This window comes from Flavobacterium sp., assembly GCF_029945805.1.
Lineage (GTDB): Bacteria > Bacteroidota > Bacteroidia > Flavobacteriales > Flavobacteriaceae > Flavobacterium.
Genome location: NZ_JAQSDH010000049.1, coordinates 100,008 through 115,415, shown reverse-complemented (window position 1 = coordinate 115,415; position 15,408 = coordinate 100,008). Strand labels below are relative to the sequence as shown.

15 protein-coding genes are annotated in these 15,408 nt (G+C 35.1%); 6 read left to right on the top strand and 9 right to left on the bottom strand.

Going from position 1 to position 15,408, the window contains the following annotated elements; translation table 11 throughout:
* Positions 1-114: 114 nt before the first annotated feature.
* The 4 genes from PSU83_RS14160 to PSU83_RS14145 form a co-directional block, all read right to left on the bottom strand.
* A complete protein-coding gene (locus PSU83_RS14160; protein ID WP_300590202.1) occupies positions 115-330 on the bottom strand; it encodes a hypothetical protein in 216 nt (71 codons plus the stop codon).
* 290 nt (positions 331-620) lie between these two features.
* The gene (locus tag PSU83_RS14155; RefSeq protein WP_300590201.1) at positions 621-1,949 is read right to left on the bottom strand and encodes a HAMP domain-containing sensor histidine kinase; all 1,329 of its coding nucleotides are present in this window, start codon (positions 1,947-1,949) and stop codon (positions 621-623) included.
* Positions 1,950-2,624: a response regulator transcription factor gene (locus PSU83_RS14150; RefSeq protein WP_300590200.1), complete on the bottom strand. Its 675-nt coding sequence runs from the start codon at positions 2,622-2,624 to the stop codon at positions 1,950-1,952.
* Positions 2,625-2,718: 94 nt separating this feature from the next.
* Positions 2,719-3,183 (bottom strand): hypothetical protein, encoded by a 465-nt coding sequence (locus PSU83_RS14145; RefSeq protein ID WP_300590199.1) that lies wholly within the window; start codon positions 3,181-3,183, stop codon positions 2,719-2,721.
* A gap of 191 nt (positions 3,184-3,374) precedes the next feature.
* Here PSU83_RS14145 and polA point away from each other — a divergent pair, with 191 nt between their 5' ends.
* Positions 3,375-6,230 carry a DNA polymerase I gene (polA, locus tag PSU83_RS14140; protein ID WP_300590204.1) on the top strand — a complete coding sequence of 952 codons (2,856 nt, stop codon included), beginning with the start codon at positions 3,375-3,377 and terminating at the stop codon, positions 6,228-6,230.
* 212 nt (positions 6,231-6,442) lie between these two features.
* Here polA and PSU83_RS14135 read toward each other — a convergent pair whose 3' ends face one another.
* The 3 genes from PSU83_RS14135 to PSU83_RS14125 form a co-directional block, all read right to left on the bottom strand.
* Positions 6,443-7,216, bottom strand: coding sequence for a T9SS type A sorting domain-containing protein (locus PSU83_RS14135; RefSeq protein ID WP_300590198.1), 774 nt, complete (start codon positions 7,214-7,216; stop codon positions 6,443-6,445).
* A complete protein-coding gene (locus PSU83_RS14130) occupies positions 7,213-7,752 on the bottom strand; it encodes an ankyrin repeat domain-containing protein (RefSeq protein WP_300590197.1) in 540 nt (179 codons plus the stop codon). Before PSU83_RS14130 ends, PSU83_RS14135 begins: the two co-directional genes overlap by 4 nt.
* 111 nt (positions 7,753-7,863) lie before the next feature.
* Positions 7,864-8,886 carry a LacI family DNA-binding transcriptional regulator gene (locus tag PSU83_RS14125; protein WP_300590196.1) on the bottom strand — a complete coding sequence of 341 codons (1,023 nt, stop codon included), beginning with the start codon at positions 8,884-8,886 and terminating at the stop codon, positions 7,864-7,866.
* Between the two features lie 270 nt (positions 8,887-9,156).
* Between PSU83_RS14125 and rplM the strand changes: the two genes are divergently transcribed.
* From rplM to tsf, 4 genes are all read left to right on the top strand, one after another.
* Positions 9,157-9,612, top strand: coding sequence for a 50S ribosomal protein L13 (gene rplM, locus PSU83_RS14120; RefSeq protein WP_300590195.1), 456 nt, complete (start codon positions 9,157-9,159; stop codon positions 9,610-9,612).
* Positions 9,612-9,998, top strand: a complete 387-nt coding sequence (gene rpsI, locus PSU83_RS14115) for a 30S ribosomal protein S9 (RefSeq protein WP_300590194.1) — start codon at positions 9,612-9,614, stop codon at positions 9,996-9,998. Before rplM ends, rpsI begins: the two co-directional genes overlap by 1 nt.
* Positions 9,999-10,205: 207 nt before the next feature.
* Positions 10,206-11,057: a 30S ribosomal protein S2 gene (rpsB, locus tag PSU83_RS14110; protein ID WP_300590193.1), complete on the top strand. Its 852-nt coding sequence runs from the start codon at positions 10,206-10,208 to the stop codon at positions 11,055-11,057.
* A 117-nt stretch (positions 11,058-11,174) separates the two neighbouring features.
* Complete coding sequence (tsf, locus tag PSU83_RS14105) at positions 11,175-12,005, top strand: translation elongation factor Ts (RefSeq protein ID WP_300590192.1); 831 nt, start codon at positions 11,175-11,177, stop codon at positions 12,003-12,005.
* A 93-nt stretch (positions 12,006-12,098) separates the two neighbouring features.
* On the opposite strand, the gene PSU83_RS14100 is transcribed toward tsf, so the two are convergent.
* Positions 12,099-13,646, bottom strand: a complete 1,548-nt coding sequence (locus PSU83_RS14100) for a hypothetical protein (protein WP_300590191.1) — start codon at positions 13,644-13,646, stop codon at positions 12,099-12,101.
* 151 nt (positions 13,647-13,797) lie between these two features.
* Here PSU83_RS14100 and PSU83_RS14095 point away from each other — a divergent pair, with 151 nt between their 5' ends.
* The gene (locus tag PSU83_RS14095) at positions 13,798-14,736 is read left to right on the top strand and encodes an L-threonine 3-dehydrogenase (RefSeq protein WP_300590190.1); all 939 of its coding nucleotides are present in this window, start codon (positions 13,798-13,800) and stop codon (positions 14,734-14,736) included.
* 75 nt (positions 14,737-14,811) lie between these two features.
* Here PSU83_RS14095 and PSU83_RS14090 read toward each other — a convergent pair whose 3' ends face one another.
* Complete coding sequence (locus PSU83_RS14090; RefSeq protein ID WP_300590189.1) at positions 14,812-15,390, bottom strand: hypothetical protein; 579 nt, start codon at positions 15,388-15,390, stop codon at positions 14,812-14,814.
* Positions 15,391-15,408 lie beyond the last annotated feature (18 nt).

The window sequence follows — 15,408 nt, the reverse complement described above, 5'->3', positions numbered from 1 at the left end:
TCATGTTTTTCCATAAGGATACTTTTTTGTGTATCGCTATTTCAGGACAAGACAAGTAATAAACTTAAAAAGGCCAACAATTTCTTGTTGGCCTTTTACACTTATAGAAGCAAATTATTTTTTTGCTTTCATTTCAGCTTTTGTTGCAGATGCATCGGCTTTTACTGCTGCTGCTGTAGCTTTGTCCGCTTTTTTCTCAGCTTTAGCTGCTTGTTTTTTAGCATGCTTAACTTCTTTTTTAACCTCTGCTTTTGCTGCTGGAGCCGTTTGTGCTGTTACCATTGCAGTTGTTCCTAATACTAAAGCTGCCAACATAAATACTTTTTTCATGATTTCTATTTTTAAAAATTAAATGAATAACGTTGTTGTTATTTATAGGACAAATGTATACCTGCCAAATGAAGATGAAATGAAGATTGAAACTGGTTTGTGCAGTTTAACGTTACATTGGCAATTGCCTGATTTGTTTCGAAATTAGGAGCAGAACCTTTACGTTTTTAAGAACGTTTGGTCCCGCTGTTCGCTGTATTCCCGATAAATCGGGAGATGCCGCTACCATCGGGGCTAACGATAACTTTTTCGTTACTAATAAACCGAAGAAAATCTGCTGTGGACTACCTTTAGTGAAGAACAATTGGAAACTGAACCGCAAAGGTTGTTCCAACACCAATTTTAGACCTTACACTAATCTCAAGATGATGAAACTTAGCGATACTTTCTACAATGGCTAAACCTAATCCTTGGCCTTCCTGATCCACAGCGATTCGGCTAAAACGCTCAAAAATTATAGCTTGTTGCGCTTCCGTCATTCCTTTTCCACTATCGGTAATGCTTACCAAATAATGATTATTAGAAAAACCATTTTGCAAAGTAATTTTTCCGTTTTCACTATTATAGTTAATGGCATTTACGATTAAATTATTGAACATAATCCGAATCAAAGTGCGGTTTCCTAAAAAGACAAAATCAGCATTGACTTCGTTTACAACAGTAAGTTGCTTTTCATCAATCCGATCTTCAAAATCCTCTAGAATTTCGGCAATGATTTCCTTAATCGAAATGTTTTCGTTATCCGCAAACTGGTTGTTGTCAATCTTAGAAATCAATAATAAATTATTAATCACTTTTTTGAGTATGTCTAATGTGCGCAACGAACTCACAATCTTATCAACGCCTTCATCATTAATAGATTCATTTTGAAGTAAATTTTCAAAACGGTTTTTTAAAAGTGAAATCGGCGACAGCAATTCATGGGAAACATTCGCAATAAACTGCTTTTCTTTCTGAAACAAATCGTTTATGCGGAACATCATCTGGTTCAAAACCAAATCCAATTCCTTAAAATCGGCGGAATGTGTACTGATTTCGGTATAATCAAAACCATTGGGTTCATTTACATGCCTAATTTTAGAATTGATGATTTTATAAAAAGGCTTTAAAAGGTATTCGATAAAAAAAGTATCTGCTAAAAAGGTAATCAGCATCGTAAGGAGAAGCAAGCCCGAAGTAAAAAACCGAATGGTAAAGGTCAAATCATTTATTTCGCTTAAGCTATTCCCAATTTCAAGCACATAATTAGAGTTTCCGTAGGTGAAATTATAGTACAAAACGCGGTACTCATTTTCTTCATCTTCTATAATTCTCCTTTCGTTAATGAAAGTGCTTTTGTCTTTAGTAAAATTATTCTTTCCTAAATATAGTTGTAAAAATTCATTGTGCAAACTGGAAAAACTGGCGTACGTTTCGGTGGAGTCATTTCTATTTATGAAATCATTAATTTCTTTCGTGTCCAAATGCTGGATAAACTTCTGTTTTTTTTCTAAAATACTGTTGTCAATATGCGAATAGACCACTTTCTCAACCAAAACCGGAAGTGCAAACCAAAGCACCACAATGATTAACAATCGTGTTATTAAATTGAAAACCGCTAACTGATGTTTGATTTTCATTTACAACGTTATTCGGTAACCCACATTTCTCACGGTTTCAAACCAATCTAAAGTCGAAAATGCCACTAATTTTTTTCGGAGATTTCGAACATGAACATCTATAAAATTAGAATCAGAATTGACTTCTAAAATATCACCCCAAACGTGTTCCGTAAGCTGCAATCGGGTAATAACTCGGTTTTTATTCAAGGCTAAATATTGAAAAATATCAAATTCTTTTTTGGTCAAAGCAATCGGTTTGTCTTCAAAACTGACTTTATAATCCTGTAACTGAATCGAAAATCCGTGAATGTTTAATTCGTTCGCAGTAAACCCGTGAATTCTTCTAATAACAGCAAACAATCGAGCGCCAAGTTCGGTTAAAGCGAAAGGTTTTGTCAAATAGTCATCGGCTCCAAGTTCCAATCCGTTGATTTTGTCATCCAGTTCGCCACGAGCCGTAATCACAATAACAGCAATTTTTGATTTCAATTTCCGAACAGCTTTCAGAATGTCAAAACCGTTCCCATCGGGTAAACCCAAATCAAGCAACATCGCATCATAATCGTTCACGGCAATCTCTTCCAGTGCATCTTCACAAGTCGTAACCGCTTTGCATAAATAACCATTTTTGGAAAGATAATCTACCAATTCGGTTGCGAGTTCTTTGTAATCTTCAACAATTAAAACATTCATATATAAGGTATAAAAGCACTAGTAAAAGTAATCAAAAAAGCCGGCAAATCCCTTCGCCGACTTTTACAACCTACAATCTCTAAAAACAAAATTTCTAATCCTTCTGAACCATTCTTAAAAAATCTCCCTCTTTATTAAAAACAGCATCTGTCGATTTATCATTAAGTGTAATCCCTATTTCATAGGTGATATTGTTAGTGTTTGTCATCATTCTTGCCGCCTTATTAATTTTGTTTTTTGGATAGTTTTTTGCCAAATAACTGCTTGCCTTAGCGGGAATTTCAGCTGGTTTGATTTCAATTTCTAAGACCTTAAATATTCCGATTGCACTGTAAACTGCCGTCATATTTATCTCGTTCACCACAAAATCACCTTCATAACACAATTGATCGCTATCGGCTCCAGCGTAATCTGTTCTCCAAACTGCTTTAACCTTTGGGAAATCTTTTTGAAATTCTTTTACCACCTTAAGTGTCGGTACAACAACTTTTGAATTTTCATCTTGAGCATGCAGAACAACAGCGAAAAATAACGATACGATCAAGAGTAAACTTTTCATTATTTCTATTATTTTAAATTGTTTTATCATTTGAGTACTGGGCAAAACTACATGCGTAAAATGAAGTTGAGATGAAGAACTAAACGTTTAAAAAAGTTTAACTTTAGTTTAGGATTATGCCAAAAGGTTAATTTCAAATTCCTATTTTTACACCTCATTCTGAATGTATTTTAGAATCTAAAACCAATACGATTATGTCACAAAAACGCCTTTTCCTTCTTGATGCTTATGCCTTGATTTTTCGGGGTTATTATGCCTTTATAAAAAACCCTCGGATCAATTCAAAAGGTATGGATACTTCTGCCATTATGGGCTTTATGAATGCTTTAATGGATGTCATCAAACGCGAAAAACCTGATCATTTAGCAGTTGCGTTTGACAAGGGCGGAAGTGATTACCGTTATGAAATGTACAAAGAATACAAAGCACATCGCGACGAAACACCCGAAGCTATAAAAATTTCAGTTCCGTATATTCAAGAATTATTAAAAGCGATGCACATTCCGATTATTGAAAAAGCCGGTTTTGAAGCCGATGATTTAATTGGAACTTTAGCAAAACAAGCTGAAAAAGAAAATTTTCAAGTCTTTATGGTTACACCAGATAAGGATTTTGCCCAATTGGTTTCTGAAAATATTTTTATGTACAAACCCGCAAGAATGGGGAATGACATAGAAATTTGGGGAATTCCAGAAGTGTTGGCCAAATTTGAAATTGAACATCCAGAACAAGTCATTGATTTTCTTGGAATGATGGGCGATGCAGCCGATAATATTCCGGGATTACCTGGAGTTGGTGAAGTTACCGCCAAAAAATTATTGAAAGAATTTGGTTCAATGGAAAATCTTTTAGCAAATACCGATAAGCTAAAAGGTGCGATGAAAGATAAAATTGAAGCTAATGCTGAACTCGGAATCTTATCCAAAAAATTAGCGCGAATTCTATTAGATTGCCCGGTGACTTTTGATGCATCCGATTACGAATTGTCTAAACCCGATGTAGAAAAAACGGATGCATTGTTTCAGGAACTTGAATTCCGTCAAATGAAAGCGCAGTTTGACAAATATTTTGGGACTGGAAAAGAGTATGACGAAATAGACACCAATGGCAACACTTCTGAAATTCCGCAGGCCACAAAAAAAACGGTCATAAAAAAATCCAACGAAGATCAATTCGATTTATTCGGTTTTTCCGATAACGAAGGAGAAGAGGCAAAACCACATTCGTATTACGCAACTCTAGAAAACACGGATCATAATTATACGAGTATTCAAGGCGAATTAGGAACGAAACTGTTCTTGCAAAACTTAATGAACCAATCTTCGGTTTGTTTTGATACTGAAACTACCGGAATCGATGCGTTGAATGCCGAATTGGTAGGGATGTCTTTTTCATGGGAAAAGGGAAAAGCATTTTATGTTCCAGTTTCCGAAAATCAACAAGAAGCACATGCTTTGGTTGAAAAATTTAAACCTTTTTTCGAAAGTGAAGCCATTGAAAAAATCGGGCAAAATGTGAAATACGATTTAAAAGTGTTGTCGAAATACGGAATTCAAATCAAAGGAAAATTATTCGATACGATGATCGCGCATTATCTAATTAATCCAGACATGCGTCACAATATGGATGTTTTATCGGAAACTTATTTGAAATATTCGCCAAAATCTATCGAGACCTTAATTGGAAAAAAAGGTAAAGGTCAACAATCCATGCGGGATGTAGCTTTGGAAGATATTAAAGAATATGCTGCGGAAGATGCGGATATTACATTACAATTAAAAGAAGTTTTCAGTCCAATTTTAGACAAAGCCGAAACTAAAAAGTTATTTGATGAAATCGAAATTCCACTAATTCCAGTGTTGGCCGCAATGGAAATGGAAGGTATCAATCTAGACGAAGATTTTTTGAAGAAAATGTCAGTGGAAATGGCGAAGGAAAGCGGTGCATTGGAACAAAAAATATATGAAAGTGCTGGAGAAAAATTCAATTTAGCTTCTCCAAAACAATTGGGAGATGTCTTATTTGATAAACTAAAAATCGGCGGAGCCAAACAAAAGAAAACCAAAACAGGTCAATACGCAACGGGTGAAGAAGTGTTATCCTACTTGGCAAATGATAATGAAATCGTGCGCGATATTTTAGAATGGCGCCAAATGGTGAAATTGCAAAGTACCTATATTGATGCGTTACCAAACCAAGTGGATAAAAATACGCATCGCGTTCACACTGATTACATGCAAACTGTTGCAGCAACCGGTCGTTTGAGTTCGAACAATCCGAATCTGCAAAACATTCCGATTCGAACTGAACGTGGAAGACAAATCAGAAAAGCATTTATTGCACGAGATGAAAATCACACCTTAGTATCTGCCGATTATTCGCAAATAGAACTTCGAATTATTGCGGCACTTTCGGGCGAAGAAAACATGATCAAAGCATTTCAAAACCATGAAGACATCCACAAAAGTACCGCTGCGAAAGTATTCAATGTTGCACTTGAAGAAGTTACAAAAGAACAACGAAGCAATGCCAAAACGGTAAATTTCGGAATCATATATGGCGTTTCTGCTTTTGGATTAAGTAACCAAACTTCATTATCTCGAAAAGAAAGTGCCGATTTGATTGAAGCCTATTATCAAACGTATCCCAAACTGAAAGCCTATATGTCAGAACAAGTCGATTTTGCGCGTGAAAATGGGTATGTGCAAACGGTTTTAGGAAGACGTCGGTATTTAAAAGATATCAATTCGGCCAACATGATGGTCAGAAGTGGCGCAGAGCGAAATGCGGTTAACGCTCCAATTCAGGGAAGTGCTGCAGATATTATCAAAATTGCAATGATTAATATCTACAAAAAATTAACAGATGAAAATTGGAAATCAAAAATGTTATTGCAAGTGCATGACGAACTTGTTTTTGACGTCCACAATTCCGAATTGGAGAAAATTCAACCCATGATTAAACACGAAATGGAAAATGCTTTTAAAATGGCAGTGCCTTTAGATGTTGAAATTGGAATGGGAAAAAATTGGTTAGAAGCGCATTAAAAAGTTTTCAGGGCTCAGTTATTAGTTGGTAGTCGCTCCCTTTTTGTCATTTCGACGAAGGAGAAATCTCATCATCTAAATTAAATTGCATTACTAATTTAATGTGATTTCTCTCCAAAATTCGAAATGAAAAGCTACAATTTATCAATAAAATATTTCAAACAAAAAGCCAGAATTACTTTCTGGCTTTTTGTTTTTTTTGCGATTTTAACTTATTCGATAATCAATGTTTTTGTAGCATTTCCGTAATCTGATCTTAAAACAACCATATACGTTCCCGCGGTTAATTCTGAAGTATTAATTTCATTTTCTGTTGTTGAAATGGACTGATTTTTTACCACTCTTCCTAAGGCATCGTAAATTTTTACAATTCCGGAATCAACATTGGTTGGCAATTCGATATTTGTAAACCCTTTAGCAGGATTAGGGAAAATTTTGAAATCATTAACAGCAAAATCTGTATTAGCTAAGGTTACGGCATAATTTGCAGTAGAAACAGCATTTGCCAATCCTCCATGAGGCGCTAATGTAAAACTAGCGGAAGAAGAACGAGAACATGCTAAATTTATTGAACCAGCTGATGCCGAAAAAATATAATCGTTCGGTTCTCCAGTATTGGGTAATCTTGTGGAAACGACTGTTCTTGTAGTACCAGCGACGGTGTTTGAAATAGTTGTCCAGCTTTGCACTAGATCCGCTTCAGGAACTTGAAATCCTCCTAAGGTTCTGTCTGAAATAGTAGTAGTGTTAATAAAAGCAATGATATCTGCCGGACCTGTCATTGCTCCTCCATTATCAAAAGCTAATGAGTACCATCTGTCGTCAGGCATTATTTGTGTCAGTGTTACTAATGATGGGGTTACATCAATTTTTACTGAATATTCGCTTAAAGGTACTGGAAAAGTAATTGTTCCAGTACTAAATGTTTGTGCGGAAATTGTGGAGAAGAAAAATAAGGATAGGAAGGATAGCGTAACGTTTTTCATAGTTTTTTATTTTTATTTTTTAAAAGTTCAATTAATAGGTCATCATTCATTAAAATGGCATAATCTAAAGCAGATTTATCTTTGCTGTCTTTAAAGTCGATATTTACAGAAGCTTTTACTAAAGAAGACACAATTTCATAGTTTTTAAAATTCACAGCATAAATTAACGCTGTCATTCCACTAGCATCAGCGAAATTCAAATCCGCTTTATTCTCAATCAATAGTTTTGCGATTTCATTATTTCCTTTAACGATGCATGCCATTAAAGGAGTTCCAAATTTACTTTTACCATTGATGTCGCTTCCTGATTCAATTAAAAATTTAGCAACGTCATTGTTGCCGCGATAACAAGCAAGTAGTAAAGGAGAATATCCTTCGTCATTTACGACATTAAAGCTGTTTGGGTTTTCTTTAAATTTTTCTTTAGCCTGTTCAGCAGTTCCTTTTCTCCCAATGTCAAAAACATCGGGCGTTGATTGGCTGTGGCAAAAGTTAAAAGCGATAATAGAAATGCAGGAAAGTACTAGTTTTTTCATTTATGTAATTTTATCAGGAACAAATTTATTTCAATTCCTTGTAACCTATGCACGAATGTTAGTGTACTTTAGGTTTACAATTTAATAAAATTACCGCTATTTAACTACTAACTAGAGTTTTTTAGTAGAATCGCGTTGGCGTAATTCGGTTTTAATGGTTGTTGTTGAAAAGGTAAACGTTTCTTCTTTGCTTTCTAATTTGTCTATCAATAATTGGGCAGCAACTTCTCCAATTTCAGGTCCATGTTGACTCACTGTTGATAGACTTGGAGTCATTCTTCGCGACCAAACACCGTCAGCAAAACCAATAAGGGATAAATCCTGAGGAATTTTATACCCGTTTAGAATACCTAATTTCATAGCTGTTACGGAGGTGTGTTCGTCAAGTGCGAAAACGCCATCGGGTTTATTTTTGATGAAAAAGCCACCAATTTTTTTATTAAAATCTTTTGAATTTTCTGTTAGGATAACCAAATTTTCTTCGACCTTTACCTTGTGTTTCTCCATGGCATGGTAAAATCCTTTGGCTCTTAGTTTGCCAACACTTAAGTTGTCGATGCAGGAAAGTAATGCTATTTTTTTGCAGCCCGTTTTAATTAAATGCTCCGTTGCATTGACTGCAGATTCAAAATCATCAACAATAACTTTATCGCAATTTACCTCGTCAGCGATACGGTCAAACATAACAATTGGAATTCCTTCATTGATAATGCTAGTAAAATGATCGAATTTTTGAAGTTTTTGTGATTCTTCCGCTATAGAAAGAATAAAGCCGTCAATGGTTCCGTTACTTAACATTTCGAGAGCATTGATTTCCTTCTCAGACGATTCGTTGGAAATGCAGGTGATTAGTTTATATCCTTTTTCATCCGCAACTTTTTCGATACCGCTGAAAACTTTGGCGAAGAAGTGATTTAGAATGTTTGGAATGATAACGCCAATGGTTTTAGTCTTTCTGTTTTTAAGGCTTAGCCCAATAACATTTGGCTTGTAGTTTTTAAGCTTCGCGTATTCCTGAACGCGTTTCTTTGTCGGCTCACTTATTTCTGGGCTTCCATTTAATGCCTTGGAAACGGTAGAAACGGAAACTCCCAATTCTTTTGCAATTTGTTTTAGTGTGGCCTTCGATTTCATTTATAGTAGCTTAAGTTGTAAAAATAACAAAATTTGTGCTCTATTCATTGAATAAAAACAGAAGTTGATAGAATTTTGTTAATAACTATAGTGTTATTTAAACAAATACGAACGCTATTTTCTTTGCTAATCCCATTCATTCAAAGGATTTTAGGGCTAAAAAGTTGCTTTCAAAAAATATTTAAAAAATGCCACTTGATTTATTGATAAATAATTGTACTTTTGCACTCCCTTTATTGGGAATGGAATGTTTAATTAAAATAAATTATTGTGAACACATTAAGCTACAAGACAGTTTCTATTAACAAAGCCGGTGCAGATAAGCAGTGGATTGTTGTAGATGCAGAAGGTCATAACTTAGGTCGTTTTGCTTCAAAAGTTGCGATGCTTTTAAGAGGTAAATACAAGCCAAGTTATACCCCGCACGTTGATTGTGGAGATAACGTAATTGTTATCAACGCAGAGAAAATCAACCTAACTGGTAACAAACTTGACGAAAAAACGTACATTCGTCACACAGGTTACCCAGGAGGACAAAGAAGTTTGACTGCTAAAGTAATGCAACAAAAAAATCCTGCATTATTAGTAGAAAAAGCTGTAAAAGGAATGCTACCTAAAAACAAATTAGGTGCTGAATTATTCCGAAATTTAAATGTAAATGTTGGTACAGGGCACAAACATGAGGCTCAAAAACCAAAAACCGTTAACCTTAACGACTTAAAGTAATGGGAGTTATTCACAAAATCGGTAGAAGAAAATGTGCAGTTGCGCGTGTTTATGTTTCAGAAGGAACAGGAAAAATCACCGTTAACAAAAGAGAATTTGCAACTTACTTCCCAACAGCAACTTTACAGTACAAAGTTATGCAACCAATGTCTATGACAAACAATGCAGAAAACTTTGATGTAAAAGTAAATGTTTATGGTGGTGGTTCAACAGGACAAGCAGAAGCTGTAAGAATGGCATTAGCACGCGTAATGTGTGAAGTTGATGCTGAAAACAGAGCTATCTTGAAACCAGAAGGATTGCTAACAAGAGATCCAAGAATGGTAGAACGTAAAAAATTCGGTCAGAAAAAAGCGAGAAAGAGATTCCAATTCTCGAAACGTTAATCTTATACAATGTTGCACTGAGCTTGTCGAAGTGTACTTTATTAAGATCACCAAAAATTTTACAATTAAATTAGAAATTAAAAACAAGTTGTCGATATTCCTTTTAAAAAGGGAATTAGTTTAGCATCTAAATGAAGCTTAAAGCCAATAGCTAACAGCTAACAGCCAAAAGAACATTGCTAATCACGGAACGTAAACTATTACACAATGGCAAACAAAATTGACGTTAAAGATTTATTAGAGGCAGGTGTACACTTTGGACACATGACTCGTAAGTGGGATCCAAATATGGCCCCTTACATCTATATGGAGCGTAATGGAATCCACATTATCAATCTATATAAAACAGCTGCAAAAATTGAAGAAGCTTCTGAAGCTATGCAAAAAATTGCAGCATCTGGTAGAAAAATACTTTTCGTTGCTACCAAAAAACAAGCAAAAGATATCGTTGCTGAAAAAGCATTAGCTTGTAACATGCCTTACATCACTGAAAGATGGCCTGGTGGTATGTTAACCAACTTCGTTACTATCCGTAAAGCTGTTAAAAAAATGGCTACTATTGATAAAATGAAGAAAGACGGAACTTTCATGACTTTGTCTAAAAAAGAACGTCTTCAAGTAGATCGTCTTCGTGCTAAATTGGAGAAAAACTTAGGTTCTATCTCTGATATGTCTAGACTTCCAGCTGCATTATTTGTAGTGGATATCAAAGCGGAACACATCGCAATAAAAGAAGCACAAAAATTAAACATTCCAGTTTTCGCAATGGTTGATACTAACTCTGATCCACGTGAAGTAGATTACGTTATACCTTCCAATGATGATGCTTCTAAATCAATTGATAAAATTTTATCTTTAGTAACTGCTGCAGTTATTGACGGATTGGCAAACAGAACTTCTGATAAAGAAGGAGATGAGGCGAATGAAGTTGTTGCTGTTGAAGAAGTAACTGCTGCTGTTGAAGCGCCAGTTGCTGAAGCTGCTCCAGAAGTGGAAGCGGTTGTTGAAGTAGAAGCTGCTCCAGAAGTAGAAGCTACAGAGACTAAAACTGAAGAATAAAACAAAATAATTACGAATTATGAATTTCGAATTACGGATTATTTTACTCGTAATTTCAAATTTGTAATTCGTAATTTACTTTTAAAACGATTTTTAAATTTTTAAATAAAAAATATTATGTCAACAATCACAATTACTGCTGCAGACGTAAATAAACTAAGAACTATTACGGGTGCAGGAATGATGGACTGCAAAAAAGCGTTAGTTGAATCTGAAGGAGATTTTGATTTAGCGATCGAAAACCTTAGAAAAAAAGGACAAAAAGTTGCTGCTAATCGTTCTGATAGAGAATCTACAGAAGGTGCTGCAATCGCAGTTGTTAATGCTGATAAAACATCTGGTGTTGCTATCACATTAAACTGCGAAACGGACTTCGTTGGAAAAAATGAAGGTTTTGTAAAATTGGCCACAGAATTAGCTAATCATGCAATCAACTTTGATACTAAAGAAGCATTTTTAGCTTCAGATTTTAACGGAATCACTGTTGCTGAAAAACTAATTGAGCAAACAGGTGTTATTGGAGAAAAAATTGAAATCGCTTCTTTCGAAAGATTGTCTGGTGCTTTCATTGGTTCTTACATTCACGCGGGCAACAAAATCGCTGTTTTAACTGCTCTTTCTGCTAACGTTACTGGTGCTGAAGAAGCTGCAAGAAACGTGGCTATGCAAGCTGCTGCTATGAATCCAATCGCTTTAGACGAAGCAGGTGTTGATGCAGATACCATTGCAAAAGAAATTGAAATCGCTAAAGATTTATTACGTCAAGAAGGAAAAGCTGAAGCTATGATTGAAAACATCGCTAAAGGCAAATTAGGACGTTTCTTTAAAGACAATACTTTGGTAAACCAAGATTATATTAAAGATAGCTCAATGAGCGTTACAGCTTACATCAGAACAGTTGATGCAAATTTAACGGTTACTGGATTCAAAAGAGTTGCTTTAGGATAATTTATTCTGTCCCGAAATTTCGGGAGTTTCAGGATCTAATCCAAAACAAATACTTAAAAAACCCGATTCATATGAATCGGGTTTTTTTATTCTCTACACTAAAATCTTCTTCAAACCTTCGGCAATTCCTCGAAATAATAAGTTGTAAAAGGATTTCTCCGGAATGCGTTCTATTTCAATGTCTGCAGCTTTGATTTTATCTTTGGTGTCTTTTTTTACAAAAATAGTAGCAACAAGGGTGAGTAGTTTGTTTATCTTTTTGCGGTCGTCTTTTTTGTAAATGGTGAATTTTAAATCATCATATTCTACAGCAAGGTTACCCGACATCATTTTGTCATTACCCGCAAAGTTGAAATGCACTTGGTCAAGCATTCCTTTTGCCGTAACATTCATATAAGGTTTCGTGAAAACCCCCATATTTTGTGCATCAAAATGCGTTAGCGTGCCTTTTATAGCAAAGCCATCCGTTTTATCCATAACATTCAATTTCCATGCAACATTCAAGGGTGATTTTTTCATGAATTTACAGTTGGCTTTTATGATAATGTCGGGAGTTTTTTCTCTTTTAAAACCACTACAGAGCGATGTGGCCGTAAGATTGAAAGAACTAAAAATTATTTTCCCCGCACCGTTTTCTGATTTTTTTTCTTCTTCATATTCAATAAGAGAATTTCTAATTTTAAGCGTGTCAACTTTTAAATCAAACTTCATATCGCGAAGCAATTTACTATAAAGGTATTTTTTCGTCAAATTATCCGCTGGTTCTTTAGATCGATAAATATTGGCAGCAACATTATTTAAATTGATAGCATTACAATGAAAGAAAAAGTCATCCGCTTTAAATCCCCAATCGATTTTAGTTATAGAAACAGTGTCGCAAAGCAAGGTGTAAATATCTTTTTCCTGGGGGATTTTTGACACAAATTTACGTCGGGAATAGGTCGGAAGCATTTCGAGTTTATCGATTTTTAATTCCGATTTTGTACTTATAAGTTTCTTGGTTTTGATATGATAATATTCATTCGGATGATAATAAATACGGTCACAAGTCAGCTTGTAATTATTGAATTGAAATGGAATTTTATCATCTAATGTTTTATCTGTAATCACGATTCCGTCTAGATTAAGATTAATGTCAGTAACGCTTAAAACTGCTTTATTGTTTTTGATATTGATAATTTTAATGTCACCGTGATTGAGATAAATATCCGTTACCGTTATAATTTTTTCAAATGGCGCTACAACCGAATTTTTTACATTCTCTTTAGAGTTTTTTTGGTAAAGGATTACGTTGGGGTGTTCAACAGTAATGCTTTTCGCTTTAAGTTTGTCGTGAAAAAGCAAACTCCAAACTTTAAACTGCCTAACTTCAACAGATTTAACTTTAGCGTAAATCCCGGCTTTAGTAATGGAATCTTTAAGTACGGCCTTTGGAACAATGACAACTTCGTTGGCTATGATATAACCACTCCAGAAGGAAACATCCATGTTTTTATAGGTAATATAATAGGCAGAATCATTTTTGTTATTGATGATTTTTGGTAAGTGGGATTTGACCCAAATGTTAAGGCCAATATCTAAAAGTATAGCAAATAGTATCAGCGAACTGAATCCGATTAGAGTTTTCCAATACCATTTCATAACGGTTCATTTTGTGTAAGCTATAAATTTAATATTTAAACGAAGTAAGTTCTTATAACATTTTGCAATTTATTTACAGAAATAAGCTTAGATGCTACCGAGATATACTTTCTGAAAAACTGTATCTTTGTGGGACAAATACACAACTAAAATGAATACAAAAATATTAATTATTGGCGCGTGCGGACAAATCGGAACCGAGCTTACGCAGAAATTGAGAAGTATTTATGGCAATGATAATGTAATTGCTTCCGATATCCGAAAACTGAATAACGATATTGTAAACAATGGGATTTTTGAAGTGGTAAATGCTTTAGATTACAATCAGATTGAACATTTAATTGAACAATATCAAATTACAGATGTGTATCTAATGGCAGCCTTACTATCGGCTACAGCAGAAAAAAACCCAGCATTTGCATGGGATTTAAATATGAATTCTCTTTTCCACGTTTTGAATCTGGCGAAAGCTAAAAAGATAAAGAAAGTATTTTGGCCTTCAAGTATTGCGGTTTTTGGACCCACTACACCAAGATACAATACGCCGCAGTATACAATAATGGAACCTACAACTGTTTATGGAATCAGTAAGCAAACGGGCGAAAGATGGTGCGAATACTACCATAACATTTACGGTGTTGATGTGAGAAGTATCCGTTATCCCGGATTGATTAGTTGGTCAACTGAGCCAGGTGGTGGGACAACAGATTATGCCGTAGATATTTACCACAAAGCATTAAAAGACGGTAAGTATGAGTGTTTCCTTTCGGAAGAAACAGCTTTGCCAATGATGTATATGGATGATGCGATTCGTGCCACAGTAGAAATAATGCAAGCACCAACCGAAGCAATTAGAATACGTTCGTCTTATAATTTATCTGGTGTGAGTTTTACACCCGCAGAAATTGCAAACGAAATCAAAAAACGGATTCCAGAATTTACGATTACGTATAAACCTGATTTCCGTCAGAAGATTGCAGACAGCTGGCCCGCTAGTATAGATGATAGTCAGGCAAGAGAACATTGGAACTGGAAACACAAATTTGATTTGGCTTCAATGACTGATGAAATGCTAGAAAATCTGAAATAGCTTAAACATAAAAAACGCTGCCTTAAATACGTAATGCAGCGTTTTTCTCTAAACAAGAACAAAATAAAAAGTTTTTTATTGAACAATAGGAGCTCTTAAAGATTCCACTACAGCCACTATGTCTGTATAAAGTTGTGTATTGGCAGTAACGCCGTTTTGAACCGCTGCAGCTCCTACATAACCTTTAAATTTATCAAAGTTAGCATCAGTTGAATTGGTTCCCATTCTTGGATTAAGAGCAGGATTGTGAGTCGTAACCATATCCAATCCTGAATAGGTATTTACAGGATTCGTTCCTCCAGTGTTAAAAGAGAAAAAATCAGTTAAATTATCAACCAATTCAGCTAAATTAGTAGTGTTACTCGCTTGAACTTCTGCTAATAATGGTGCAAAGTGTTCGCCTAAATTACCAGAAGCGTTGCTCCCAATGTCAGCCACAATCAAACCTACTGTTGAGTTGATTACTTTACGATAGCTTAAACGCCCTTTCTCAATCATTTGTCCGGCATTATCCGGGTCAGCAACCAAAGTTGTTCCCCCTAATCTCTGATAGATTGAAGGTGGAGTCGTTGGACCATCATCATTGCTACATGATGTCATAGTGAAAGCTCCAAATACGAGTGCACATAGTGCAAATTTTGAATACTTAGTCATAATTTTAATATTTATAGA

Coding starts and splice junctions, on each gene's coding strand:
- PSU83_RS14160 (WP_300590202.1), bottom strand. CDS start 330: ATGAAAAAAGTATTTATGTTGGCAGCTTTAGTATTAGGAACAACTGCA.
- PSU83_RS14090 (WP_300590189.1), bottom strand. CDS start 15,390: ATGACTAAGTATTCAAAATTTGCACTATGTGCACTCGTATTTGGAGCT.
- PSU83_RS14100 (WP_300590191.1), bottom strand. CDS start 13,646: ATGAAATGGTATTGGAAAACTCTAATCGGATTCAGTTCGCTGATACTA.
- rpsB (WP_300590193.1), top strand. CDS start 10,206: ATGGCAAACAAAATTGACGTTAAAGATTTATTAGAGGCAGGTGTACAC.
- PSU83_RS14130 (WP_300590197.1), bottom strand. CDS start 7,752: ATGAAAAAACTAGTACTTTCCTGCATTTCTATTATCGCTTTTAACTTT.
- PSU83_RS14095 (WP_300590190.1), top strand. CDS start 13,798: ATGAATACAAAAATATTAATTATTGGCGCGTGCGGACAAATCGGAACC.
- PSU83_RS14125 (WP_300590196.1), bottom strand. CDS start 8,886: ATGAAATCGAAGGCCACACTAAAACAAATTGCAAAAGAATTGGGAGTT.
- tsf (WP_300590192.1), top strand. CDS start 11,175: ATGTCAACAATCACAATTACTGCTGCAGACGTAAATAAACTAAGAACT.
- PSU83_RS14155 (WP_300590201.1), bottom strand. CDS start 1,949: ATGAAAATCAAACATCAGTTAGCGGTTTTCAATTTAATAACACGATTG.
- PSU83_RS14145 (WP_300590199.1), bottom strand. CDS start 3,183: ATGAAAAGTTTACTCTTGATCGTATCGTTATTTTTCGCTGTTGTTCTG.
- rpsI (WP_300590194.1), top strand. CDS start 9,612: ATGGGAGTTATTCACAAAATCGGTAGAAGAAAATGTGCAGTTGCGCGT.
- PSU83_RS14150 (WP_300590200.1), bottom strand. CDS start 2,624: ATGAATGTTTTAATTGTTGAAGATTACAAAGAACTCGCAACCGAATTG.
- PSU83_RS14135 (WP_300590198.1), bottom strand. CDS start 7,216: ATGAAAAACGTTACGCTATCCTTCCTATCCTTATTTTTCTTCTCCACA.